This is a genomic window from Nocardioides sp. J54 (assembly GCF_000519005.1).
Lineage (GTDB): Bacteria > Actinomycetota > Actinomycetes > Propionibacteriales > Nocardioidaceae > Nocardioides.
Genome location: NZ_JAER01000007.1, coordinates 142,899 through 165,725, shown reverse-complemented (window position 1 = coordinate 165,725; position 22,827 = coordinate 142,899). Strand labels below are relative to the sequence as shown.

The following is a 22,827-nucleotide window of genomic DNA, read 5'->3' as shown; positions in this document are numbered from 1 at the left end:
GCCGAAGACTTGCCACAACAAACCCCCAACACACACCAACAACACGTGCCTGACACGTGGATTCCAAACAGGGGCAACACACCGCACGCGTCCACTAACAAGATCCAACCCCCACCAGGGACGGACCACCCACCACCAGCCCGAGCAATCGGAACCTGGGCGGCACCGGTCCGACGCCCGAACAGGGGTTCATAGAGTTACGGCGGCCATAGCGGCAGGGAAACACCCGGTCCCATCCCGAACCCGGAAGTTAAGCCTGCCAGCGCCGATGGTACTGCAACCGAGAGGATGTGGGAGAGTAGGACGCCGCCGGACAAACATTCGCCGAAGGGCCAGCACATCGTGCTGGCCCTTCGGTGTTTTTGGGGTATTTCTGGCCGGCATGTGCGTCCCGGGCGCACCGATTTCGTCCGCCCACCCTCCACAGGAGCCGTCTCGCGGCTCGTCGTCCACAGCGTCCCCGTCGGCCGGCCGGTGGTGTCGGCGCTGCGTCGGAGCCTGTTCTCACCCGAACGAGTGGAGGAAACAGATGGAGACGAAGGTGGAGGAGGCGACCGACGTGAACTCGGTGCGCCTGGTCGGCAGGATCTCGGCAGTCCCGGAGCAGCGGACGCTGCCGAGCGGGGACGAGCTGTGCGTCTGCCGGATCTCGGTGGCGCGCGACAAGGTGCGGGTGCTGCCGTCGGGCCGGCGGTCGTCCTCGGTGGACCTGGTGGACCTCGCCGCGTGGTCCGCGCGGACCCGCCGCACGATGGCCCGCTGGCGCCCCGGTGACGAGGTGGAGGTGGAGGGAGCGCTGCGCCGCCGGTTCTACCGGGCGGGCGAGCGCACGATGTCGCGGGTCGAGGTGGAGGTCAGCTCGTGCCGTACGGTTCGTCGCGCAGCGACCTGATCAGCACGCCCAGGCTCGGCTTGGGCTGGAAGGACGTCGCCTTCTCCGGCAGCAGGCGGTCCGCCGCTGCGACCTCGAGCACGACGTCCACCGACGGAGCGGGCATCAGCACGGCCACGGCGTCGGGGCGTGCCGACGCCAGCGCCTCGTCGACGCTGTGGTGGTAGGCCAGTGAGCTCGGTCCGTGTGGGAGCGCCGGCACGATCCGCCGGTGCAGGGTCTCGACCGCGGCCTGGTGCGGGTCGGCCCCGAGGTCGACGACCGCCCAGCGCTCGCCGTCGGTGGCCGCCAGCCGGGTCGCGCAGAGCGCGGCCACCGCCTCGCCCTGCGGGTGCTCCTCGTAGCCGAGGCCGACACTCTGCACGGCGTCGCGGAGGTCCTCCAGCGAGGTGCCGACCAGCGTGCGGTGGATCGGTCCGAGGAAGAGGGGCGTCGAGTCCTGGTCGACGAGCATCGCGAGCCCGTAGTCGGTGGCAGCCGGCTGGGCGCCCTCGCCAGCGCGCCGGCGCTGCAGGCGGAGGTAGGCGGCGTAGCGGTGGTGGCCGTCGGCGATGAGGGCCTGGCTGTCGGCGAGCTCCTCGGCCACGACAGCGAGGCTCGCGGCGTCACGGATCGCCCAGATCCGGTGCTGCTGCTCACCGCGGTCGGTGAACTCGCGAAAGGTCCCGCCCCGGGTCACCTCGCTCAGCAGGTCGCGGAGCCGCTCCGTCGCGCGGTGCACGAGCAGGATGGGTGCCGGGTTCAGCTCCATCTCGGCCATCCGGTCGGCCAGGTCGTCGGCCTGGGCCGGGTGGATGCCCTCGTGGGGGAGCACGGCGCGGTCCTCGGGGCGGGTCGCACGGCGGGAGACGTCGAGCGCGCCGACCAGCCCCCGCACCGTGATCCCGGCGGAGGTGTACTCGTGCAGGTAGAGCGCCGGCTCCTCGTCACGCTCGACGAAGCCGCGGGCCTGCCAGCGCACCAGGCGGTTCGAGACGTCCTTGTAGGGCCGGGCGAAGGCGCGCCCCGTGGTCGGGTTGCCGACCCGACCCGGGCTGAGCATGAGCCCGCGGAAGGGCAGGAGGCGCAGCGGACCCGCGACGTACGGGGGAGTCACCAGTGCTGCTGCGTCCACCCGGAGATCCTACGGAGCGGTGCGAGGCAGGGGCTGGCAAGGTGGAGCCGTGTTGCTCACTTCGTCGCAGTCCCTGACCGCCGCCTACGACCTCGCCATGCTCGACCTCGACGGCGTCGTCTACATCGGCAGCGAAGCCGTGCCGGGCGCGGCGGCGGCGATCGCCGTGGCACGGCAGGCCGGGATGCGGGTCGCCTTCATCACCAACAACGCGTCGCGATCGCCCCGGGTGGTCGCGGACCACCTCGTCGAGCTGGGGGTCGAGGCGGACGCCGGTGACGTCGTCACCAGCGCGCAGGCCGCCTCCCGGCTGGCGCGGGAGCAGTGGGGTGAGGGCGCGCGGGTCGTCGGCCTGGGCGCCGAGGGCCTGCGCAGCTCGCTGGTCGAGGCCGGGCTGGAGCCGGTCGGTGCCTACGACGACGCCGTCGGTGTGGTCACCGGCTACGGCCCCGACGTCGCGTGGAAGGAGGTGATGCGGGTCGCCGTGCGGGTGCGCGACGGCCTCCCGTGGATCGCGAGCAACACCGACCAGACCATCCCCACTGCCTTCGGCACCGCGCCGGGGCACGGCGTCCTGGTCGACATGCTGTCCCGGTTCACGGGGGTGACGCCGGTGGTGGCCGGCAAGCCGGCTCGGCCGCTGCTGGACGAGACGGTGCGCCGGGTCGGCGGCGAGCGTCCGCTGATGGTGGGCGACCGGCTGGACACCGACATCGAGGGCGCCCGCAACGCCGGGCTCGACTCGCTGCTCGTGCTCACCGGGGTGACCGGGCTCGCCGAGCTGGTCGCCGCGCCGCCGGCGCTGCGCCCGAGCTACCTCGCGGGCGACCTGGCCGGCCTCGACCGGGCGCACCCGGCACCGGAGCCCGACGGGCGGGACTGGGGCCTCGGGGGCTGGCGCGCCCGGGTCGTGGACGGCCGGCTCGAGGTCGAGGCGCTCGACGGTGGCAGTGCCGAGCAGGACCCGGACGACGCGTGGCGGGTGGCCGCCGCGGCCGCCTGGCAGCACCTCGACGACACCGGCGCGGTGGTCGACATCACCGCGGCAGGGCTCCCCGCGCCGACGTCGGCGGCGCGGTAGCCTCGCGGCATGACCGAGGTACCCGTTCCGGCGCCCACACCGACCGGCATCGAGGCCGTCGACCGTGTGCTCGACCTGGTCGCGGGGCTGGACGACCGGCCCCTCGAGGAGCACGCAGCGGTCTTCGAGGAGGCCCACGCCGGCCTCCGGCACACCCTCGACAACCCGCCGTCCCCCGGCGACGCCTCCCCGGCCTAGTGCCCCCGCGCCGACTGCGGCTGGACGCCGAGCTGGTGCGGCGCGGGCTCGCGCCGTCCCGCGAGAAGGCCGCCCAGCTGATCGCCGACCGCCGGGTCAAGGTGTCCGGCGTCGTGGCGACCAAGCCGGCCACCGGTGTCACCACCGACGTCGCCATCGTGGTGCTCGAAGGTGAGCACGGCCCGGACTACGTGTCCCGGGGAGCGCACAAGCTCCTCGGTGCGCTCGCGGCCTTCGGCCCGCAAGGGCTCGTCGTCGAGGGTCGACGCTGCCTCGACGCCGGTGCGTCCACCGGCGGCTTCACCGACGTGCTGCTGCGCGCCGGCGCGGGCGAGGTGGTCGCGGTCGACGTCGGCTACGGCCAGCTGGACTGGTCCCTGCAGCAGCACGAACGGGTGCAGGTCCACGACCGCACGAACGTGCGCACGCTGACCGCCGAGCAGGTCGGGGGCCCCGTGGACCTCGTCGTCGGCGACCTCTCCTTCATCTCGCTCACCCTCGTCCTGGACGCCCTGCTCGGCGTCACCCGCGAGGACGGCGATCTCGCCCTGATGGTCAAGCCGCAGTTCGAGGTCGGCAAGGACCGGCTCGGCAAGGGCGGCGTGGTCCGCGACCCCGAGCTGTGGGTGGAGACGGTGCTGACCGTGGCGCACGCGGCCGCCGAGCGCGGCTGGGGAGCCCGGGCGGTCACGGTGAGCCCCCTGCCCGGACCGTCCGGCAACGTGGAGTTCTTCCTGTGGCTGCGCCACGGCCCCCCGGCTGTGGACGACGAGGCCGTCGCCGCGGTCGTCCGGCGGGGCACGTCGGGACCGGATGAGAAGGTGGGCCCATGACGATCCCCGCGACCACGGACACGCCGCGCCGCGTCCTGGTGCTCGCCCACACCCGGCGGCCCGAGGCCCGCGAGGTCGCCCGGGCGTTCGTCAAGGAGCTCACCGGCCACGGCATCGCCGTGCGGCTGATGCGCTCCGAGGCCGAGGACCTCGAGCTCGACCCGCAGGCGTTCGACCCTGCCGTCGAGCTCACCGACTCCGAGACCGACGCGAGCCGTGGCTGCGAGCTGACCGTCGTCATCGGCGGCGACGGCAGCATCCTGCGCGCCGCCGAGGTCACCCACACCCGGTTGACCCCGGTGCTCGGCGTCAACCTCGGCCACGTCGGCTTCCTCGCCGAGGCCGAGCATGAGGACGTCGCGGCGACCATCGACGCGATCGTGCACCAGCGCTACACCACCGAGGACCGGCTCACCCTGGACGTGCGGGCCTTCGTCGGCGGCGAGCTCGTCTACAGCACCTTCGCCGTCAACGAGGCCAGCGTCGAGAAGGCGTCGCGCGAGCGGATGCTCGAGGTGGTCGTCGAGGTCGACAGCCGCCCGCTGTCGCGCTGGGGGTGCGACGGCGTCGTCTGCGCCACCCCGACCGGGTCCACGGCCTACAACTTCAGCGCCGGCGGTCCCATCGTGTGGCCGCAGGTCGAGGCGCTGTGCATCGTGCCGCTCAGCGCCCACGCACTCTTCGCCCGGCCGATGGTCGTGGCGCCGTCCTCGGTCATCGCGATCGAGGTGCTGCAGGGAGCCGAGAGCTCGGGGGTGCTGTGGTGCGACGGGCGCCGCAGTGTCGACCTGCCGCCCGGCGCCCGGATCGAGGTCAGCCGCGGGCTGCGCCCGGTCCGCCTGGTCCGGCTGCACGAGGCGCCGTTCACCGACCGGCTGGTGGCGAAGTTCGGACTGTCCGTCGAGGGGTGGCGCGGTGCGGCGGAGCTGCGCCGGCAGGCGCGCGCCCAGGGGGAGCTGCCGTGATCGAGGAGCTGCGGATCAGCCAGCTGGGCGTCATCGACGCCTCGGTGCTCGAGCTGGGTCCGGGACTGACCGTCATCACCGGTGAGACCGGTGCCGGCAAGACCATGGTCGTGACCGCGCTCGGCCTGCTGCTGGGCGGGCGGGCCGACAGCGGCGCCGTGCGCGCCGGTGCCCGCCAGGCCCGGGTCGAGGGCCTCATCAGCGCCTCCGCTGCGCCAGGCCTCGCGGCCGCGGTCGAGGAGGCGGGCGGTGAGGTCGAGGACGACGCGATCGTGCTCGCCCGCAACGTCAGCGCCGAGGGGCGCTCACGGGCCTTCGCCGGGGGAGCGGCGGTCCCGGTGTCGACCCTGGCGTCGATCGCCGAGCCGCTCGTCGCCGTGCACGGCCAGTCCGACCAGCACCGGCTGCTCAAGCCCCAGACCCAGCGCCTCGCCCTCGACCGCTTCGGCGCCCTCGAGGAGCTGCACCGGGCGTACCTCGCCGTCCACGACGAGCTGGTCGCCACCGAGCAGGAGCTCGCCGACGTCACGGCGAGTGCACGGGAGCGCGCCCGGGAGGCCGACGTCCTGCGCTTCGGCGTGGACGAGGTCGAGGCGGTGAACCCGCAGCCCGGTGAGGACGCCGAGCTCGCCGCCGAGGAGGCCCGCCTGGGCCACGCCGACACGCTGCGCAGCGCTGCCGAGCAGGCCCGGGAGGCGCTCTCCAGCGAGCACGGGTCGCCCGACGCGCTCGGGGCCGTCGCGGCCGCCCGCGGGCTGCTGGAGGGCGTTCGCGACCACGACCCCGAGGCCGGGGCGCTCGCGGACCGGGTCGCCGAGGTGAGCTACCTCCTCACCGACGTCGCGGCCGACGTGGCGTCGTACGCCTCCGGCGTCGACACCGACCCGGCCCGCCTCGCCGCCGTGTCCGAGCGGCGCGCGGCGCTCATCGCGCTCACCCGGAAGTACGGCGAGACCGTCGACGAGGTGCTCGCCTGGGCCGAGACCGCGTCCAAGCGGCTGCTCGACCTCGACTCGACCGACGAGCGGATCCAGGAGCTGACCGACCGCTCGGCCCGGCTGCGGACGGAGCTCGCCACCGCCGGTGCCGCGCTCAGCAAGGCGCGGGTCGCCGCCGCGGAGCAGCTCTCCGCCGCGGTCACCGAGGAGCTCACCCTGCTCGCGATGCCGCACGCCGCCGTCACCGTCCGGGTCACCCCGCGCGCGGTCGACGCCCCCGCGGACCCCACCCGGCCTCCCGCCGACGTGGTGCAGGTGGGGGACCGGTGGATCCGGTTCGGCCGCAGCGGCCTCGACGACGTCGAGTTCCTGCTCGCCGCCAACACCGGCTCCGAGCCACGCCCGCTGCACAAGGGCGCCTCGGGCGGTGAGCTGTCCCGGGTGATGCTCGCCGTGGAGGTCTGCCTCGCCGGCACCAGCCCCGTCCCGACCTTCGTCTTCGACGAGGTCGACTCGGGGGTCGGCGGCGCGGCGGCGGTCGAGATCGGCCGCCGGCTGGCGAAGCTGGCCGAGGACGCCCAGGTGCTGGTCGTCACGCACCTGCCGCAGGTCGCGGCCTTCGCGGACCGGCACGTCCTGGTCGAGAAGGCCAGCGACGGCACCGTCACCACGTCCGGCCTGGTCACGCTCGACGACGCGGGCCGCGAGCGGGAGCTGTCGCGGATGCTGGCCGGGCTCTCGGAGTCCGACACCGCCCTCGCGCACGCACGTGAGCTTCTCGACGTGGCGCGCCGGCGTGCAGGCTGAGCAATCACCACGTAGGATGGAATCCCGTGAACATGGCGCCCGGTAAGCAGGCAAAACACCTCTTCGTCACCGGGGGCGTCGCCTCCTCTCTCGGCAAGGGCCTGACGGCCTCGAGCCTCGGCCGGCTGCTGCGCTCGCGCGGCCTCCGGGTCACGATGCAGAAGCTCGACCCGTACCTGAACGTCGACCCGGGCACGATGAACCCGTTCCAGCACGGCGAGGTCTTCGTCACCAACGACGGCGCCGAGACCGACCTCGACATCGGGCACTACGAGCGCTTCCTCGACACCGACCTCAACCAGATCGCCAACGTGACGACCGGGCAGGTCTACTCGTCGGTCATCGCCAAGGAGCGCAAGGGCGAGTACCTCGGTGACACCGTCCAGGTGATCCCGCACATCACCGACGAGATCAAGGACCGGATCCTGGCCATGGGCCGCGGCACCGGTGCCGACGCGGTCGACATCGTGATCACCGAGATCGGCGGCACGGTCGGCGACATCGAGTCGCTGCCCTTCCTCGAGGCCGCCCGCCAGGTGCGCCACGACATCGGCCGCGACAACTGCTTCTTCCTGCACGTCTCGCTGGTGCCCTACATCGGGCCGTCCGGCGAGCTGAAGACCAAGCCCACCCAGCACTCCGTCGCCGCGCTGCGCCAGGTCGGCATCCAGCCCGACGCGATCGTGTGCCGCGCCGACCGCGAGCTGCCCGAGGGCATCAAGCGCAAGATCGCGCTGATGTGCGACGTGGACCAGGAGGCCGTGGTCACCGCGGCCGACGCGCCCTCGATCTACGACATCCCGAAGGTGCTGCACCGCGAGGGCCTCGACGCCTACGTCGTGCGCCGGCTCAACCTGCCCTTCCGCGACGTCGACTGGAGCATCTGGGACGACCTGCTCCGCCGGGTGCACCACCCGAAGGAGGAGGTGACCATCGCGCTGGTCGGCAAGTACATCGACTTGCACGACGCCTACCTCTCCGTCGCCGAGGCGCTGCGCGCCGGCGGCTTCGCCCACGAGGCCAAGGTCAACCTGCGCTGGGTCGCCTCCGACGACTGCGAGACCCCGGCCGGCGCCGCGAAGCAGCTCGCCGACGTCGACGCCGTGTGCGTGCCCGGCGGCTTCGGCATCCGCGGCCTCGAGGGCAAGCTCGGCGCGCTGACCTACACCCGCACCCACGGCATCCCGACGCTCGGCCTGTGCCTGGGCCTGCAGTGCATGGTCATCGAGTACGCCCGCACCGAGCTCGGGCTCGCCCGCGCCGGGTCCACCGAGTTCGACGTGAACACCCCCGAGCCCGTCATCGCCACGATGGAGGAGCAGAAGGACATCGTCGAGGGCGAGGGCGACCTGGGCGGCACGATGCGCCTGGGCCTCTACCCGGCCAAGCTCGCCGACGGCTCGATCGCGGCCGAGGTGTACGGCGCCGACCTCATCGAGGAGCGGCACCGGCACCGCTACGAGGTCAACAACTCCTACCGCGACCGCCTCGAGAAGGCGGGCCTGGTCTTCTCCGGCATCAACCCCGACCTCGACCTCGTCGAGTTCGTGGAGCTCCCGCGCGAGGTGCACCCCTACTACATCGGCACCCAGGCGCACCCCGAGCTGCGCTCGCGGCCGACGCGCCCGCACCCGCTCTTCGCCGGGCTGGTCGGTGCCGCCATCGCGCGGCAGCGGGAGACCCGCCTCGAGATCGACGAGTCGGGCCTGCACCCCGAGTTCGTCGACGAGTGAGGCGCCCGCGGTGAGCGGCGTCGCGGACGTCCCCGAGTCCTGGCCGGTCGAGTCCTCGGCCGACCTCCACCGGGACGGCTGGGTGCTCGCCCTCCGCTCCGACCAGGTACGACGACCGGGGGACCACGACGAGGAGGCGTTCCGCCGCCTCGTGGTCGAGCACCCCGGTGCCGCGGTCGTGCTGGCCGTCGACGACCAGGACCGCGTGCTGTGCCTCAAGCAGTACCGCCACCCGGCGCAGGCGCGCCTGGTCGAGCTGCCCGCCGGCGTGATCGACGAGCCCGGGGAGGACCCGGAGGCGGTCGCGCGCCGCGAGCTGCGTGAGGAGGCCGCGCTCCAGGCCGAGCGCTGGACCCACCTGCTCTCGACGTTCAGCTCGCCCGGCTACTCCGCCGAGCGGATCCACTACTACCTCGCCGAGGGCCTCTCGCCGGCCGACCGGGGTGACTTCGTGCTCCGCCACGAAGAGGCCGACCTCGAGGAGGTCTGGGTGCCCTTCGAGGAGCTCGTCGACGCGGTGCTCGACGGCCGGGTGGCCGACGGCCCGGTCGTGCAGGCCGTGCTCGCCTGCCGTGTGCGCCGGGACCGCGACGCCGGCTGACGCCCCGACCGCGCTGCACGAGCAGGGCGCCGAAAATTCGCCCGCGCCCCTAGCGGGGCGTCCACAGGATCTTCGACAATGCACCATGCGTGTCGGAGTCCCCAGGGAAGTGAAGAACCACGAGTACCGGGTGGCGATCACGCCGATCGGCGTGCACGAGCTGGTGGCCCACGGCCACGAGGTCGTCGTCGAGGCCGGTGCCGGCGTCGGGTCGTCCATCACCGACGACGACTACGTCGAGGCGGGTGCCCGGATCCTCGGCTCGGCCGACGAGGTCTGGGAGTGCGCGGAGATGGTGCTCAAGGTCAAGGAGCCCGTCGCCGAGGAGTACCACCGGATGCGGGAGGGCCAGACCCTCTTCACCTACCTCCACCTGGCCGCCGACAAGGCGCTGACCGAGGAGCTGCTGCAGCGCAAGGTGACCGCGATCGCCTACGAGACCGTCCAGCTGCCCTCCGGAGCGCTGCCGCTGCTCTACCCGATGTCGGAGGTCGCCGGTTGCCTCGCCCCGCAGGTCGGCGCGCACGCGCTGATGAAGGCCCAGGGTGGCCGCGGCGTGCTGATGGGCGGCGTCGGCGGCGTCGCCAACGCCAAGGTCGTCATCATCGGCGCCGGGGTCGCCGGCCAGAACGCCGCCAACATCGCGCTCGGCATGGGCGCTGACGTGACCCTGCTCGACACCGACCTCGACAAGCTGCGGATGTCGTTCTGGCGCTACAACAACCGGGTGCACGGCCTGGCCAGCTCGAGGCTCGCGATCCAGCAGCAGGTCACCGAGGCCGACCTGGTCATCGGCGCGGTGCTGATCCCCGGTGCGGCGGCACCCAAGCTGGTGACCAACGACCTGGTGGCGCAGATGAAGCCCGGGTCCGTGCTCGTCGACATCGCCGTCGACCAGGGCGGCTGCTTCGAGGACACCCGGCCCACGACGCACGCGGACCCGACCTTCCAGGTGCACGGCTCGACGTTCTACTGCGTCGCGAACATGCCCGGCGCGGTGCCGAACACCTCGACGTACGCGCTCACCAACGCCACCCTGCCCTACGTCACGGCGCTCGCCGACCGCGGCTGGCTCGAGGCCTGTCGCGCCGACACCAGCCTGGCCCTCGGCCTCAACACCCACGCGGGCAGCCTCACCAACGCACCGGTGGGCGAGGCGGTCGGCATCGACGCCGTCGCCCTCGACGAGGTGCTCGCCTGACGCCAGCCGAGGCCGCGTCGGGCCCGGGGGATAGCCTGACGGCGTGAGTGGTGCAGGTGCGGTGGACCGCGCGGTCCGGACCTACCTGGACCACCTGACGGTCGAGAAGGGCCTGGCGGCCAACACGCTGAGCTCCTACCGGCGCGACCTGCGCCGCTACCGCGAGCACCTCGCGCAGGCCGGCATCGACGACCTCGACCGGGTCACCGAGGCGACGGTCACCGACTTCCTCGTCCGGCTGCGTGAGGGCGACGCGGACCACCCGCCGCTCAGCGCGTCCTCGGCCGCGCGCACCGTCGTCGCGGTCCGCGGCTTCCACAAGTTCGCCGTCGCCGACGGCCTCGCCCGCCTCGACCCGGCCGCCGCGGTCAAGCCGCCCACCCCGGCCAAGCGGCTGCCCAAGGCGCTGCCGCTCTCCGAGGTCGAGGCGATCCTCGACGCCGCCGGCGCCGCCGGCACCCCGCTGGCGCTGCGCGACCGCGCCCTGCTCGAGGTCCTCTACGGCACCGGCGCCCGCATCTCCGAGGCCGTCGGCCTCGACGTCGACGACGTGTCCGGCCTCGACGACGACCACACCGTGCTGCTGCGCGGCAAGGGCGGCAAGGAGCGGCTGGTCCCGGTCGGCTCGTTCGCCCGCGAGGCGCTGTCGGCGTACCTCGTCCGCGGCCGCCCTGCGCTGGTCGCGAGGGCCACGCCGGCGCTGTTCCTCAACTCCCGCGGCGGGCGGCTCTCGCGCCAGTCCGCGTGGGCGGTCCTCGTCAAGGCCGCCGAGCGGGCCGGGGTCACCCGTGACGTCTCCCCGCACACCCTGCGCCACTCGTTCGCGACCCACCTGCTCGACGGCGGCGCCGACGTCCGCGTCGTGCAGGAGCTGCTCGGCCACGCGTCGGTGACGACGACGCAGGTCTACACCCTCGTCACCGTCGACAACCTGCGCGAGGTCTTCGCGACCGCACACCCCAGGGCCCGCGATGCCTGACGCCCAGGACGAGGCGTACGACCGGATCCTCGCGTACGCCGAGGAGCGCGGCCTGACGCTCTACGACCACCAGGAGGAGGCGATCCTCTCCCTGCTGGCCGGCGACAACGTCGTGCTCGCCACGCCGACCGGGTCCGGCAAGTCGCTGGTCGCGATGGCGGCGGCGATGGCGGCGCTCGCCGACGACCGGGTCACCTTCTACACAGCGCCCATCAAGGCGCTGGTGAGCGAGAAGTTCTTCGACCTCGTCGACGTCTTCGGCGCCGCCGACGTCGGCATGCTGACCGGTGACGTCGCGGTCAACGCCGACGCCCCGATCATCTGCTGCACCGCCGAGGTGCTCGCCAACATCGCGCTGCGCGAGGGTGCGAGCGCCGACGTCGGCATGGTCGTGATGGACGAGTTCCACTTCTACGGCGAGCCGGGGCGCGGCTGGGCGTGGCAGGTGCCGCTGATCGAGCTGCCGCAGGCGCAATTCCTGCTGATGTCGGCCACCCTGGGCGACGTCACCGACCTCGCCGCCGACCTGACCCGCCGCAACGGACGCGACACCACGGTCGTCGACCAGGCCGAGCGGCCGGTGCCGCTCGACTTCACGTGGTCGCTGGACCCGCTGCAGGAGAAGCTCGAGGAGCTCGTCACCACCGGCCAGGGGCCGGTCTACGTCGTGCACTTCACCCAGGCCGCCGCCGTCGAGCACGCCGTGTCGCTGCTCAGCCGCCCGAACCGGCTCGACGTCAAGGCCGGGCTGCCGAAGGAGCGCAAGGAGCAGATCGCCGAGCGGGTCGCGGGTGTCCGCTTCGCTGCCGGCTTCGGCAAGACCCTCAGCAAGCTGCTGCGGCAGGGGATCGGCGTCCACCACGCCGGGATGCTGCCGCGCTACCGCCGCCTGGTGGAGCAGCTCGCCCAGGCCGGGCTGCTCACCGTCATCTGCGGCACCGACACCCTCGGCGTCGGCATCAACGTCCCGATCCGGACCGTGCTCTTCACCGGGCTGGCCAAGTACGACGGCAGCCGGCAGCGCGTGCTGCGCACCCGCGAGTTCCTCCAGATCGCCGGACGGGCCGGCCGGGCGGGCTTCGACACCGCCGGCTACGTCGTCGTCCAGGCGCCCGAGCACGTCATCGAGAACGAGAAGGCCAAGGCCAAGGCCGCCGCGAAGAACGCTGCGATGTCCGAGGAGAAGCGGGCGAAGCGCGGGTCGAAGGCGCAGCTGAAGAAGCCGCCCGCCGGCACCGTCGTGTGGACCGAGCAGACCTTCACCAAGCTCGTCGAGGGCCGTCCCGAGGCGCTGAAGTCGCAGATGAAGGTCGACAACGCGATGCTCGTCAACGTGCTCTCCCGCGAGGAGGACGCGTTCCCGGTGCTGCGCCGGCTGCTGACGGACAACCACGAGGATCGCCGCTCGCAGCTGCGCCTGGCCAAGCGTGCGGTGCGCCTGGCGCGCAGCCTGGTCGCCTCCGAGGTGGTCACCCGGCTCGACGAGCCGGACGCCTTCGGCCGCCGCTACGTGCTCACCGAGGCGTTGCCGGAGGACTTCGCGCTCAACCAGCCGTTGTCCCACTTCGCGCTCGCGGTCCTCGACGTGCTCGACCCCGACAGCCCCGACTTCGTGCTCGACGTGGTCTCGGTCGTCGAGGCCACCCTCGAGGCGCCCCGGCCGCTCCTGCTCGCCCAGCGGCACGCCGCCCGCGGCGAGGCGATCGCGGCGCTCAAGGCCGACGGCGTGGAGTACGACGAGCGGATGGCCCTCGTCGAGGACATCACCTGGCCCGAGCCGCTCGCCGACCTGCTCGAGCCGCTCTTCGAGACCTACCGCGAGCGGCACCCGTGGCTCGCTCCCGACGCACTCGCGCCGAAGTCGGTGGTGCGGGAGATGTGGGAGCAGGGGATGGGGTTCACCGACCTGGTCTCCCGCTACCAGGTCGCCCGGTCGGAGGGCCTCGTGCTGCGCTACCTCACCGACGCCTACCGGGCGCTGCGGCAGACCGTGCCGGCGTCGTACCGCACCGACGAGCTGGAGCTGCTCGTCGAGTGGCTGGGGGAGACGGTGCGCCAGGTCGACTCCTCGCTGCTCGACGAGTGGGAGGCGCTCGCCGACCCCACGCACGCGCCGAGTACCGTCAGCCACCACGAGCCGCCGCCCCCGCCGCGCCCGCTCAGCCAGCAGGGCCGGGTCTTCGACGTCATGGTGCGCAACGCGATGTGGCGCCGGGTCGAGCTCATCGCCCGCGACGACGTGCCCGCCCTCGCGGGCCTCGAGCCCGAGGGCTCGGAGATGACCGAGCAGGCGTGGGACGCCGCGCTCGAGGACTACTACGACGAGCACGAGCGGCTGCTCACCGACGCCGACGCCCGGGGACCCTCGCTCCTCGCCGTCGACAAGGCCCACGCCGCGGGCCGGTGGCGGGTCGCGCAGACCCTCCACGACCCCGAGGGGCACCACGACTGGGTCGTCGAGGCCGTGGTCGACCTGGCCGCGTCCGACGAGGCCGGCGAGGCCGTCGTGCGGACCGAGGCGATGCGCCGCCTCGGGGGCTGAGCCGGGGGAGATCCAGCGCCCGTCGGCGCGCCTCCCGAATGTCGCCGTGTCGACATTGTTGGATGGAGGAGTCCCGGGCTCTGGGGAAGGAGCCCGCAACTTTCCACGACAAGGTGAGGGCGATGGTCGGTACCTACGCAAGCTCCAGTGCACCCGACATGCCGCCGCGCGCGCCCGTCCCGGCGCCGCCGCAGCAGCAGGCGGACGTCGAGGTGCCGCTCGGCACGGAGGACGCCATGACGCTGCAGTTCCCCACTCCCGAGGTCCGCGTCCCCGAGACGCCCTCGACCGAGATCGGCCCGACCGGACGGCCGATGCCGTTCCTGCCGGAGCCGCGGCCGGTGGCCACGCACGGGAACGCCCGCGTGATCTCGATGTGCAACCAGAAGGGTGGCGTCGGCAAGACCACCACCACCATCAACCTGGGCGCCGCGCTGGCCGAGTACGGCCGCAAGGTGCTGCTCGTCGACTTCGACCCGCAGGGCTCGCTGTCCGTCGGCCTGGGCCTCAACCCGCACGACATGGACATGACGGTCTACAACCTGCTGATGGACCCGGAGACCACGCTCGACGAGGTCGTCGTGCCCTCCGGCGTGCCCGGCATGGACCTGCTGCCGTCCAACATCGACCTGTCCGCCGCCGAGGTGCAGCTGGTGCACGAGGTCGCTCGAGAGCAGACGCTGCAGCGCGTGCTCGCCCCGGCGATCGCCGAGTACGACGTCATCCTCATCGACTGCCAGCCCTCGCTCGGCCTGCTGACGGTGAACGCGCTGACCGCCTCGCACGGCGTGATCGTGCCGCTGGAGTGCGAGTACTTCGCGCTGCGCGGCGTCGCGCTGCTCAAGGCGACCATCGACAAGGTCAAGCAGCGCCTCAACCCCGGCCTGGAGGTCGACGGCGTCCTCGGCACCATGTTCGACGGCCGCACCCTGCACGGCCGCGAGGTGCTCGAGCGGCTGGTGCAGGCCTGGGGCGACAAGGTCTTCCACACGGTCATCCGCCGCACCGTGAAGTTCTCCGACTCGACGGTGGCCGGCGAGCCGATCACGTCGTACGCCTCCGGCTCCAGCGGCGCCGAGGCCTACCGCCAGCTCGCGAAGGAGGTGGCGGTCCGTTGTCTCGACGTGTGAGCCTGCCCGCCGCCGACGACCTCTTCCGCCCCACCGCCCCCGAGCCCGCCGTCCGGGCCGTCCCGGACCCGCCGAACGACCCCCCGAAGCAGCAGCCGAAGGGGCCCAGCGGCCGGGTCCGGCACGACGAGAAGATCACGGTCTACATCACCTCCCAGGAGCTGATGGAGCTCGAGCAGGCCCGCCTGACCCTGCGCGGCGAGTACGGCCTCGCCGTCGACCGGGGCCGCCTGGTCCGCGAGGCGCTGCACCTGGTGCTGGCCGAGCTGGAGGCGGAAGGGGAGGACTCGGCCCTCGTCAGGCGCCTGCGTGAGTCGTGAGTGAGGATGCCGGGACCCTCCCCGACGAGGAGGCCGGTGGGTCGAAGGGCTTCGCGGTCCGCCTCGAGAACTTCGAGGGCCCCTTCGACCTGCTGCTGAGCCTGATCTCGAAGCACAAGCTCGACGTCACCGAGATCGCCCTGGCGAAGGTCACCGACGAGTTCATCGCCTACGTCAAGGACCTGCCCCGCACCGGGCAGGCCTCCGACGACCTCGAGGAGACGACGAGCTTCCTGCTCGTCGCCGCGACCCTGCTCGACCTCAAGGCCGCGCGGCTGCTGCCTCAGGGTGACGTGGAGGACGAGGAGGACCTCGCGCTGCTCGAGGCGCGCGACCTGCTCTTCGCCCGGCTGCTGCAGTACAAGGCCTACAAGCAGGTCGCGGCCGAGCTGGACCGGCGGCTGCAGGCCGAGTCGCGCCGCTACCCGCGCGCCGTCGGCCTGGAGGAGCGCTTCGCCGGGCTGCTCCCGGAGGTGCTGATCGGGATCGGGCTCGACCAGTTCGCGGCCCTCGCCGCGCGGGCGATGCAGCCCAAACCGGAGCTCGAGCTGACCCTGCACCACATCCACGCCCCGACCGTCAGCGTGCGCGAGCAGGCGGCGGTCGTGGTGGACCGGCTGCGCCGGAGTGGGACGATGACCTTCCGGGCCCTGTGCGGCGACTCGCCCGACACCCTGACCACGGTCGCCCGCTTCCTGTCCCTGCTGGAGCTGTTCCGGGAGGGGGCGGTGGCGTTCGACCAGGTCACCCCGCTCGGTGAGCTCACCGTGCGGTGGACCGGCGACGAGGCGGTCGACGTGGACGACCTGATCACCGACGAGTTCGACGGGGCGCCGGCCGAGGCGCCCGCTGAGGAGAAGACCGATGAGTGAGCAGACCGCCCCGCCGGGGGAGGCGCCGACCGAGGAGGCACTGCCCGTCCCGGTCGCCGAGCTGCGCCCGTCGCTCGAGGCGGTGCTGATGGTCGCCGACCAGCCGCTCGACGAGATCGCGCTGGCCACGGCTGTCGGCTACCCCGCCCCGGAGGTCCGCGACGCGCTGGCCGCGCTCGCCGCCGAGTACGACGAGCAGGGGCGCGGCTTCGAGCTGCGCAACGTCGCCGGCGGCTGGCGCTACTACACCCGCGACGAGTACGCCTCGGTCGTCGAGGGCTTCGTGCTCGAGGGCCAGCAGGCCCGGCTCACCCAGGCCGCGCTCGAGACCCTCGCCGTCGTCGCCTACCAGCAGCCGGTGTCGCGGGCCCGGGTGTCCGCGGTGCGTGGCGTCAACGTCGACGGCGTGATGCGCACCCTCATCAACCGCGGCCTGGTCGAGGAGGCCGGCCAGGACGGCGAGCACGGCGCGACGCTCTACCGCACGACGTCGTACTTCCTCGAGCGGATCGGCATCGTCTCCCTCGACGAGCTGCCGGACCTCGCGCCCCACCTGCCCGAGCTCGCCGAGGTCGAGGAGGAGCTCGCGCCCCCGGCGCCGCCCGAGCCCACCGCCAGCACCGGGCCCACCGCCAGCACCGAGACCGGGGAGCCCGCCGATGGCGCGTGAGATCGCCGTCGACGACGACGGCCTGATCCGGCTGCAGAAGCTGCTCGCCCAGTCCGGCGTCGCCTCGCGGCGCCGCTGCGAGGAGCTGATGCTCGAGGGCGAGGTCGAGGTGGACGGCGAGGTCGTCACCCGCCTCGGCACCAAGGTCGACCCGCGCACCGCCGTGATCAAGGTGTCCGGCAAGCGGCTGCCGCCGGTGTCCGAGCACGTCTACCTGGTGCTCAACAAGCCCCGCGGCGTGGTCTCGACCATGTCCGACCCGCAGGGCCGGCGCACCCTCACCGACCTCGTGGGCGCCCGACCCGAGCGGCTCTTCCACGTGGGTCGGCTCGACACCGACACCTCCGGCCTGCTGCTGCTGACCAACGACGGCGACTTCGCCCACCGGATGGCGCACCCGTCGTTCGAGGTGGAGAAGACCTACGTCGCCGAGGTCGCCGGCCGGATCGCGAAGGGCACCGTCGCCGACCTGCTCGCCGGGGTGACCCTCGAGGACGGCCCGGTCGAGGTGCGCCGCGCCCGGGTGATCGACACCGCTGCGGAGAAGTCGATCATCGAGCTGGTCATCCACGAGGGCCGCAACCGCATCGTGCGCCGGCTGCTCGACCAGGTCGGCCACCCGGTGCGCCGGCTCAGCCGCACGAGGTTCGGTCCCGTCGAGCTCGGCACCCTCGGCAGCGGCAGGCTCCGCGAGCTCAGCGACGACGAGCTCGGCCAGCTGCTGGAGCTGGTCGGCCTCTAGACCTACCGTGGGTCGGGTGATCCCGGTCCCGCCGGTCCCGCCGGCGCTGCGACGCCACGTCGCGGCGCGGGTCCCCTACGACGTCGTGTTCGGCGCGCCCGGCGTGCACCGCGGGCTGCCCTCGACCACCCTCACCCTCGTGCTGCCGCTCGACGAGCCGCTGCGGGTCGCGTGGGCCGGGCAGCCGGACAGCCTCCACGGCGCGGCCTCGTCCCTGTCCGGGTTGCACGCCCGGCCGGCGCTGGTGCACCACGGCGGCAGCCAGCGCGGTGTCCAGCTGGCCCTCACCGTCGAGGGCGCCCGCGTCCTGCTCGGCCGCCCCGCGGCCGACCTGGCCGGGGCGCTGACCGACCTCGACGAGGCGGCCGTCCCCGCACCGCTGCGGGCCCTGCCGGAGCGGCTGCACGCCGTACCCGACTGGCGCACGCGGGTCGCGCTGGTCGACCGCTGCCTCGCCGACCTCGCTGCCGGCGGGGGAGACGCCGCGCCCCGCGCGGAGGTCGCCCACGCCCTGGCCCGGCTCACCGCGGGCCGGCGGGTGGCGGAGGTGGCCGACGAGGTCGGCTACAGCCGGCGCCGCCTCGGCACGCTGGTGCGCGCCGAGACCGGGCTGGCGCCGAAGGACTTCCAGCGGGTGGCCCGGCTGCAGCACACCCGGGGCCTGCTGGGCCACCGACCGCTGGCTGAGGTCGCCGCCACCTGCGGGTACGCCGACCAGGCGCACCTCGCCCGGGAGTGGCGAGCCCTGACGGGGTGCACGCCGACCACCTGGCTGCGCGAGGAGTTCCCGTTCGTCCAAGACCGCGGGGAGGCCGGCGCGGCAGGCTCGGGGCATGAGCACATCGAGCACCCCTGACACCAGCACTGACACCAGCACTGACACCAGCACCGACACCAGCACCCTCGCCGCTGCGGTCCGGATGTGGCCGGCTGTGCAGTACCGCGACGTCGCCGCGATGCTCGACTGGCTGTGCGCCGTCGGGTTCGTCGAGCACGCGACCCACCGCGACGAGACCGGCGCGGTCGTGCACGCGGAGTGGCTGTGGCCCGGCGGGGGCGGGCTGATGTTCGGATCGGTCCGTGACGACAGCCCGCTGCAGCCGCCGGGCTCGGGCGCGGTCTACGTGGTCACCGACGACCCCGACGCGGTCGTGGACGCCGCCGTCGCGGCGGGGGCCACCGTGGAGCGGCCCGTGGTCGACCAGGACTACGGCGGCCGGGGCGGCAGCGTGCGGGACCTGGAGGGCAACCACTGGTCGTTCGGCTCCTACCAGCCGGGCGCGGGGGCCGGATCGTGATCGCCTAACCTTGCCCGCGTGGATGGGTCGAGCGTGCTGACGGGTCCGGTCGAGATCGTCGGCACCGGCCTCATCGGTACGTCGATCGCGCTGGCCTGCCGCCGCGCGGGACTCGAGGTGCTGCTGACCGACACCGCGCCCGACCACCTGCGCACCGCCACCGGGCTCGGCGCCGGCCGCGCCCGCACGCCGGACGACGTGCCGCAGCTGGTCGTGGTCGCCGTACCGCCCGACGCGCTGGGCCCCGCGATCGCCGCCGCGCTCGACTCCGCCGGCCCCGACACCGTCGTCACCGACGTCGGCAGCGTGAAGGCGCCCCCGCTCGACGCCGTGGCCGCCCACCCGGCGGTGAGCCGCTACGTCGGCTCCCACCCGATGGCCGGCACCGAGTACTCCGGCCCGCTGACCGCCAGCGCCGCGCTCTTCGACGGGCGCCCGTGGGCGGTCACGCCCGGCCCCGGTGCCTCCCCACGGGCGACCCGGGTCGTGGACGCGCTCGTGCGCCTCTGCGGCGCGGTCCCGGTGCAGCTCAACCCGGTCGAGCACGACCGCGCGGTGGCGCGCACGTCCCACGTCCCGCACCTGATGGCCTCGCTCGTCGCCGGCACGCTCGCCGCCGCACCGCCGGAGCACCTCGCGCTCTCCGGCACCGGCGTGCGCGACGTCACCCGGGTGGCGGGCGGCGACCCGCGCCTCTACAGCCAGATCATCGGCGGCAACGCCCGCGAGGTCGCGGCCCTGCTCACCGAGGTCCGCGCCCGGCTGGACCTGGTCCTCGAGGCCGTCGCAGCCGGTGACCGGGTCGGCCTCGAGTCCCTGCTCGGCTACGGCCAGGCCGGCACCCGTGCCATCCCCGGCAAGCACGGTGCGGCACCGGAGCCGATGGAGGCCGTGCGGGTCTCCGTGCCGGACCACCCGGGCGAGCTCGCCCGCCTGTTCGCCGACGCCGGCGCCAGCGGCGTCAACATCGAGGACGTGCGCATCGACCACGACCCGGGCCGTCCGGTCGGCCTCGTCGAGCTCGACGTGGTCGCCGACCACGCCGAGCAGCTGCGGGCGGCGCTCGAGTCGAGGGGCTGGGAGACCCACCGGTAGTCTTCGGCCGTGACCGAGCGCAGCGATGTCCCGATGAACGTGGTGGTGGCCGTCGACGGGACCTCCGGCTCCGGCAAGTCGAGCACCTGCCGCGGCGTCGCCCAGCGGCTCGGCCTGCGCTACCTCGACACCGGCGCGCAGTACCGCGCGATGACGTGGTGGATGCTGCGCAACGGCGTCGACGTCCACGACGCGACCGCCGTCGCCGCGCACGCCCAGGCCCCGGTCATCGAGTCCGGCACCGACCCGGCCGGCCCGACTATCGCCGTCGACGGCACCGACGTGTCGGTCGAGATCCGCAGTGACGAGGTCAACGGCGCGGTCTCGCCGGTCAGTGCCGTGCCGGAGGTCCGCACCCGGCTGGTCGAGCTGCAGCGCGAGATCGTCGGCGCCGGCGGCATCGTGGTCGAGGGCCGCGACATCGGATCGGTGGTCTGCCCCGACGCCGAGGTCAAGGTCTACCTGACCGCCGACCCGGCCGCCCGCGCCGCCCGCCGTGCGCTCGAGAACGGTGGCGCCGACGTCGCGGCCACCGAGGCCTCGCTGCTCGCCCGCGACCAGATCGACTCCGGCCGCGCCGTGGCGCCGCTGACCATGGTCGAGGGAGCCGTGCACGTCGACTCCACCGACCTGACCCTCGAGGAGGTCATCGACACGGTGGTGGGCCTGGTGATGGAGCGCGTGTGAGCGCGCACCTGCTGGCGCCGCGCTCGGACCGGGTCGCGGCACCGTCCCACCGCCTGCTCGAGCGTGGTCGCCCGCCGGCCCGCTGGCTCATCCGGCGGTGGTACGACGTGCGGGTGCACCACCCCGAACGGTTCCCGGCCGAGGGGCCGGTCGTCGTGGCCGGCAACCACGTCGGCTTCGTCGACGGCCCGCTGATGGCGATCTTCGCCCCGCGACCGGTGCACGCGCTGACCAAGCTCGAGATGTTCGACGGCGCCCTCGGCTGGTTCCTGCGCCGCTCCGGGCAGATCCCGCTCGACCGGACCAACGCCGACCCGGCGGCGGTGCGTACCGCGGTGCGGGTGCTCCGGGAGGGCCGCGCGGTCGGCGTGTTCCCCGAGGGCACCCGCGGCCCGGGGGACCTGACGACCTTCCGCAGCGGCGCGGCCTACCTGGCGCTGGTGACCGGCGCGCCCGTCGTACCGCTGACCTTCCTCGGCACCCGCGAACCGGGCGGGACGAGCAGCTCGCTGCCGCCGCGCGGCGCCCGCCTCGACGTCGTGGTGGGGCACCCGATGCCCGTCGATGCGGTGTCGTGGCCCCGGACGAGGGATCATGTACGCCTGACGTCGGCTGCCCTGCGCGCACACATGCGCAGCGGGCTCGCCGACGCGCTCGAGGAGACGGGGCGGAGCCTGCCGGGCCCGCTCCCGCAAGGAGATCGTGATGAGTGAAGCTGCCCCGACCGGGGTGGTCCCGGTCCTGGCCGTCGTCGGCCGGCCGAACGTCGGCAAGTCGACCCTGGTCAACCGCATCCTCGGCCGCCGTGAGGCGGTCGTCGAGGACGTCCCCGGCGTGACCCGTGACCGGGTGTCGTACGACGCGGAGTGGAACGGTCGCGCGTTCACCGTCGTCGACACCGGTGGCTGGGACCCCGACGCCCGCGGCATGGCCGCGATGATCAAGGCGCAGGCCGAGATCGCCGTCGGCCTGGCCGACGCCGTGCTGTTCGTGGTCGACGCCGCCGTCGGCATCACCGACGCCGACGAGGCGGTCGTGCGGGTGCTGCGCAAGTCCGGGAAGCCGGTCGTGCTGGCCGCCAACAAGGTCGACGACGAGCGCGCCGAGGCCGAGGCCTTCGGCCTGTGGAACCTGGGCCTCGGCGAGCCGTTCCCGGTCTCCGCCCTGCACGGGCGCGGCTCCGGCGACCTGCTCGACGCCGTGCTCGCCGTGCTGCCCGAGGCGCCGGAGCTGGCCGAGGAGGAGATCGGCGGTCCCCGCCGGATCGCCATCGTCGGACGCCCGAACGTCGGCAAGTCCTCGCTGCTCAACCAGCTCGCCGGCGAGGACCGTGTCGTCGTCGACAACGTCGCCGGCACCACCGTCGACCCGGTCGACGAGCTCGTCGAGCTCGGCGGCGAGACCTGGCGCTTCATCGACACCGCCGGCATCCGCAAGCGGGTCAAGGAGGCCTCGGGCCACGAGTACTACGCCTGGCTGCGCACCTCCACCGCCATCGAGCGGGCCGAGGTGTGCGTGCTGGTGCTCGCCGGCAACGAGTCCATCGCCGAGCAGGACCTGCGGATCCTGCAGGAGGTGCGCGAGGCCGGCAAGGCGCTCGTCATCGCCTTCAACAAGTGGGACCTCGTCGACGCCGAGCGCCGCTACTACCTCGACCGCGAGATCGAGCGCGACCTCGTGCAGGTCCAGTGGGCGCCGCGGATCAACATCACCGCGCGCACCGGGTGGCACATCGACCGGATCGTCCCGGCGCTGCACCGCGCCATCGAGGGGTGGGAGACCCGGGTCTCGACCGGCGCCCTCAACTCCTTCCTCGGGCGTGTCGTCGCCGAGCACCCGCACCCGGTGCGTGGCGGCAAGCAGCCGCGCATCCTGTTCGGCAGCCAGGTCTCGACCGCGCCGCCGGTGTTCAAGCTGTTCACCACCGGCAAGCTCGACCAGGGCTACGAACGGTTCATCGAGCGGCGCCTGCGCGAGGAGTTCGGCTTCGTCGGCACCCCGATCGAGATCAAGGTGCAGCCGCGGGAGAAGCGCGGGCGTCGCTGACGCTCCCCGGGACGTTGGCGGACCCCCGACCTTCGTCGGGGGCGCTCGCGCGAGGTCCAGCCCCGGGTCGGATGTGCCGTGCG

Annotated in this window: 23 protein-coding genes and 1 rRNA gene; 23 read left to right on the top strand and 1 reads right to left on the bottom strand. The window is 73.5% G+C overall.

What is annotated here, in order from left to right; translation table 11 throughout:
• The first annotated feature begins 198 nt into the window (after positions 1–198).
• Both rrf and NOCJ54_RS0107545 read left to right on the top strand, forming a co-directional pair.
• A 5S ribosomal RNA gene (gene rrf, locus NOCJ54_RS0107550) occupies positions 199–315 on the top strand.
• Between the two features lie 214 nt (positions 316–529).
• Positions 530–892 carry a single-stranded DNA-binding protein gene (locus tag NOCJ54_RS0107545; protein ID WP_028655019.1) on the top strand — a complete coding sequence of 121 codons (363 nt, stop codon included), beginning with the start codon at positions 530–532 and terminating at the stop codon, positions 890–892.
• Here the strand turns inward: NOCJ54_RS0107545 and NOCJ54_RS24420 are convergent.
• Entirely contained in the window at positions 855–2,006 is a 1,152-nt protein-coding gene (locus NOCJ54_RS24420; RefSeq protein ID WP_051485577.1) for a DUF1015 family protein, read from the bottom strand. The two genes, NOCJ54_RS0107545 and NOCJ54_RS24420, sit on opposite strands and share 38 nt — an antisense overlap.
• A gap of 49 nt (positions 2,007–2,055) precedes the next feature.
• Between NOCJ54_RS24420 and NOCJ54_RS0107535 the strand changes: the two genes are divergently transcribed.
• From NOCJ54_RS0107535 to der, 21 genes are all read left to right on the top strand, one after another.
• A complete protein-coding gene (locus tag NOCJ54_RS0107535) occupies positions 2,056–3,087 on the top strand; it encodes an HAD-IIA family hydrolase (RefSeq protein WP_036517172.1) in 1,032 nt (343 codons plus the stop codon).
• 9 nt (positions 3,088–3,096) lie between these two features.
• Positions 3,097–3,285 (top strand): hypothetical protein, encoded by a 189-nt coding sequence (locus NOCJ54_RS0107530; RefSeq protein ID WP_028655017.1) that lies wholly within the window; start codon positions 3,097–3,099, stop codon positions 3,283–3,285.
• Positions 3,285–4,118 carry a TlyA family RNA methyltransferase gene (locus NOCJ54_RS0107525; RefSeq protein ID WP_028655016.1) on the top strand — a complete coding sequence of 278 codons (834 nt, stop codon included), beginning with the start codon at positions 3,285–3,287 and terminating at the stop codon, positions 4,116–4,118. Before NOCJ54_RS0107530 ends, NOCJ54_RS0107525 begins: the two co-directional genes overlap by 1 nt.
• Positions 4,115–5,083, top strand: coding sequence for an NAD kinase (locus NOCJ54_RS0107520; RefSeq protein WP_028655015.1), 969 nt, complete (start codon positions 4,115–4,117; stop codon positions 5,081–5,083). Before NOCJ54_RS0107525 ends, NOCJ54_RS0107520 begins: the two co-directional genes overlap by 4 nt.
• On the top strand, positions 5,080–6,828 hold the full coding sequence (recN, locus tag NOCJ54_RS0107515) for a DNA repair protein RecN (RefSeq protein ID WP_028655014.1): 1,749 nt from the start codon (positions 5,080–5,082) through the stop codon (positions 6,826–6,828). Before NOCJ54_RS0107520 ends, recN begins: the two co-directional genes overlap by 4 nt.
• Positions 6,829–6,860: 32 nt before the next feature.
• Positions 6,861–8,561, top strand: a complete 1,701-nt coding sequence (locus NOCJ54_RS0107510; RefSeq protein ID WP_028655013.1) for a CTP synthase — start codon at positions 6,861–6,863, stop codon at positions 8,559–8,561.
• Between the two features lie 10 nt (positions 8,562–8,571).
• Positions 8,572–9,162, top strand: a complete 591-nt coding sequence (locus NOCJ54_RS0107505; protein ID WP_028655012.1) for an NUDIX domain-containing protein — start codon at positions 8,572–8,574, stop codon at positions 9,160–9,162.
• Between the two features lie 85 nt (positions 9,163–9,247).
• Positions 9,248–10,363 carry an alanine dehydrogenase gene (gene ald / locus NOCJ54_RS0107500; RefSeq protein ID WP_028655011.1) on the top strand — a complete coding sequence of 372 codons (1,116 nt, stop codon included), beginning with the start codon at positions 9,248–9,250 and terminating at the stop codon, positions 10,361–10,363.
• A gap of 43 nt (positions 10,364–10,406) precedes the next feature.
• Entirely contained in the window at positions 10,407–11,342 is a 936-nt protein-coding gene (xerD, locus tag NOCJ54_RS0107495) for a site-specific tyrosine recombinase XerD (protein WP_028655010.1), read from the top strand.
• The gene (locus NOCJ54_RS0107490) at positions 11,335–13,884 is read left to right on the top strand and encodes a DEAD/DEAH box helicase (RefSeq protein WP_028655009.1); all 2,550 of its coding nucleotides are present in this window, start codon (positions 11,335–11,337) and stop codon (positions 13,882–13,884) included. The genes xerD and NOCJ54_RS0107490 overlap by 8 nt, the downstream gene beginning before the upstream one ends.
• A 236-nt stretch (positions 13,885–14,120) precedes the next feature.
• Entirely contained in the window at positions 14,121–15,014 is an 894-nt protein-coding gene (locus NOCJ54_RS0107485; protein ID WP_051485583.1) for a ParA family protein, read from the top strand.
• Positions 14,999–15,334: a hypothetical protein gene (locus NOCJ54_RS28910; RefSeq protein ID WP_028655007.1), complete on the top strand. Its 336-nt coding sequence runs from the start codon at positions 14,999–15,001 to the stop codon at positions 15,332–15,334. Before NOCJ54_RS0107485 ends, NOCJ54_RS28910 begins: the two co-directional genes overlap by 16 nt.
• Positions 15,331–16,206 (top strand): segregation and condensation protein A, encoded by an 876-nt coding sequence (locus NOCJ54_RS0107475; protein WP_028655006.1) that lies wholly within the window; start codon positions 15,331–15,333, stop codon positions 16,204–16,206. The genes NOCJ54_RS28910 and NOCJ54_RS0107475 overlap by 4 nt, the downstream gene beginning before the upstream one ends.
• Positions 16,199–16,876 carry an SMC-Scp complex subunit ScpB gene (gene scpB, locus NOCJ54_RS24415; protein ID WP_051485575.1) on the top strand — a complete coding sequence of 226 codons (678 nt, stop codon included), beginning with the start codon at positions 16,199–16,201 and terminating at the stop codon, positions 16,874–16,876. The genes NOCJ54_RS0107475 and scpB overlap by 8 nt, the downstream gene beginning before the upstream one ends.
• On the top strand, positions 16,866–17,618 hold the full coding sequence (locus tag NOCJ54_RS0107465; RefSeq protein WP_028655005.1) for a pseudouridine synthase: 753 nt from the start codon (positions 16,866–16,868) through the stop codon (positions 17,616–17,618). The genes scpB and NOCJ54_RS0107465 overlap by 11 nt, the downstream gene beginning before the upstream one ends.
• A 16-nt stretch (positions 17,619–17,634) precedes the next feature.
• Positions 17,635–18,474 carry a helix-turn-helix domain-containing protein gene (locus NOCJ54_RS24410; protein ID WP_232221707.1) on the top strand — a complete coding sequence of 280 codons (840 nt, stop codon included), beginning with the start codon at positions 17,635–17,637 and terminating at the stop codon, positions 18,472–18,474.
• On the top strand, positions 18,452–18,916 hold the full coding sequence (locus NOCJ54_RS0107455) for a VOC family protein (RefSeq protein WP_232221706.1): 465 nt from the start codon (positions 18,452–18,454) through the stop codon (positions 18,914–18,916). The genes NOCJ54_RS24410 and NOCJ54_RS0107455 overlap by 23 nt, the downstream gene beginning before the upstream one ends.
• 18 nt (positions 18,917–18,934) lie before the next feature.
• Complete coding sequence (locus NOCJ54_RS0107450; protein ID WP_232221705.1) at positions 18,935–20,011, top strand: prephenate dehydrogenase; 1,077 nt, start codon at positions 18,935–18,937, stop codon at positions 20,009–20,011.
• 9 nt (positions 20,012–20,020) lie between these two features.
• On the top strand, positions 20,021–20,698 hold the full coding sequence (gene cmk / locus NOCJ54_RS0107445; protein ID WP_315897785.1) for a (d)CMP kinase: 678 nt from the start codon (positions 20,021–20,023) through the stop codon (positions 20,696–20,698).
• Entirely contained in the window at positions 20,695–21,411 is a 717-nt protein-coding gene (locus NOCJ54_RS0107440; protein WP_028655001.1) for a lysophospholipid acyltransferase family protein, read from the top strand. Before cmk ends, NOCJ54_RS0107440 begins: the two co-directional genes overlap by 4 nt.
• Positions 21,404–22,744 (top strand): ribosome biogenesis GTPase Der, encoded by a 1,341-nt coding sequence (gene der, locus NOCJ54_RS0107435; protein WP_028655000.1) that lies wholly within the window; start codon positions 21,404–21,406, stop codon positions 22,742–22,744. Before NOCJ54_RS0107440 ends, der begins: the two co-directional genes overlap by 8 nt.
• The last annotated feature ends 83 nt before the right edge of the window (positions 22,745–22,827 follow it).

What these genes read in the sequence shown, in the direction of transcription:
- NOCJ54_RS0107530 (WP_028655017.1), top strand. Translation starts at nt 3,097, where the DNA reads ATGACCGAGGTACCCGTTCCGGCGCCCACACCGACCGGCATCGAGGCC.
- ald (WP_028655011.1), top strand. Translation starts at nt 9,248, where the DNA reads ATGCGTGTCGGAGTCCCCAGGGAAGTGAAGAACCACGAGTACCGGGTG.
- NOCJ54_RS0107465 (WP_028655005.1), top strand. Translation starts at nt 16,866, where the DNA reads ATGGCGCGTGAGATCGCCGTCGACGACGACGGCCTGATCCGGCTGCAG.
- scpB (WP_051485575.1), top strand. Translation starts at nt 16,199, where the DNA reads ATGAGTGAGCAGACCGCCCCGCCGGGGGAGGCGCCGACCGAGGAGGCA.
- NOCJ54_RS0107510 (WP_028655013.1), top strand. Translation starts at nt 6,861, where the DNA reads ATGGCGCCCGGTAAGCAGGCAAAACACCTCTTCGTCACCGGGGGCGTC.
- NOCJ54_RS0107520 (WP_028655015.1), top strand. Translation starts at nt 4,115, where the DNA reads ATGACGATCCCCGCGACCACGGACACGCCGCGCCGCGTCCTGGTGCTC.
- NOCJ54_RS0107455 (WP_232221706.1), top strand. Translation starts at nt 18,452, where the DNA reads ATGAGCACATCGAGCACCCCTGACACCAGCACTGACACCAGCACTGAC.
- NOCJ54_RS0107545 (WP_028655019.1), top strand. Translation starts at nt 530, where the DNA reads ATGGAGACGAAGGTGGAGGAGGCGACCGACGTGAACTCGGTGCGCCTG.
- NOCJ54_RS0107490 (WP_028655009.1), top strand. Translation starts at nt 11,335, where the DNA reads ATGCCTGACGCCCAGGACGAGGCGTACGACCGGATCCTCGCGTACGCC.
- NOCJ54_RS0107485 (WP_051485583.1), top strand. Translation starts at nt 14,121, where the DNA reads ATGACGCTGCAGTTCCCCACTCCCGAGGTCCGCGTCCCCGAGACGCCC.
- der (WP_028655000.1), top strand. Translation starts at nt 21,404, where the DNA reads ATGAGTGAAGCTGCCCCGACCGGGGTGGTCCCGGTCCTGGCCGTCGTC.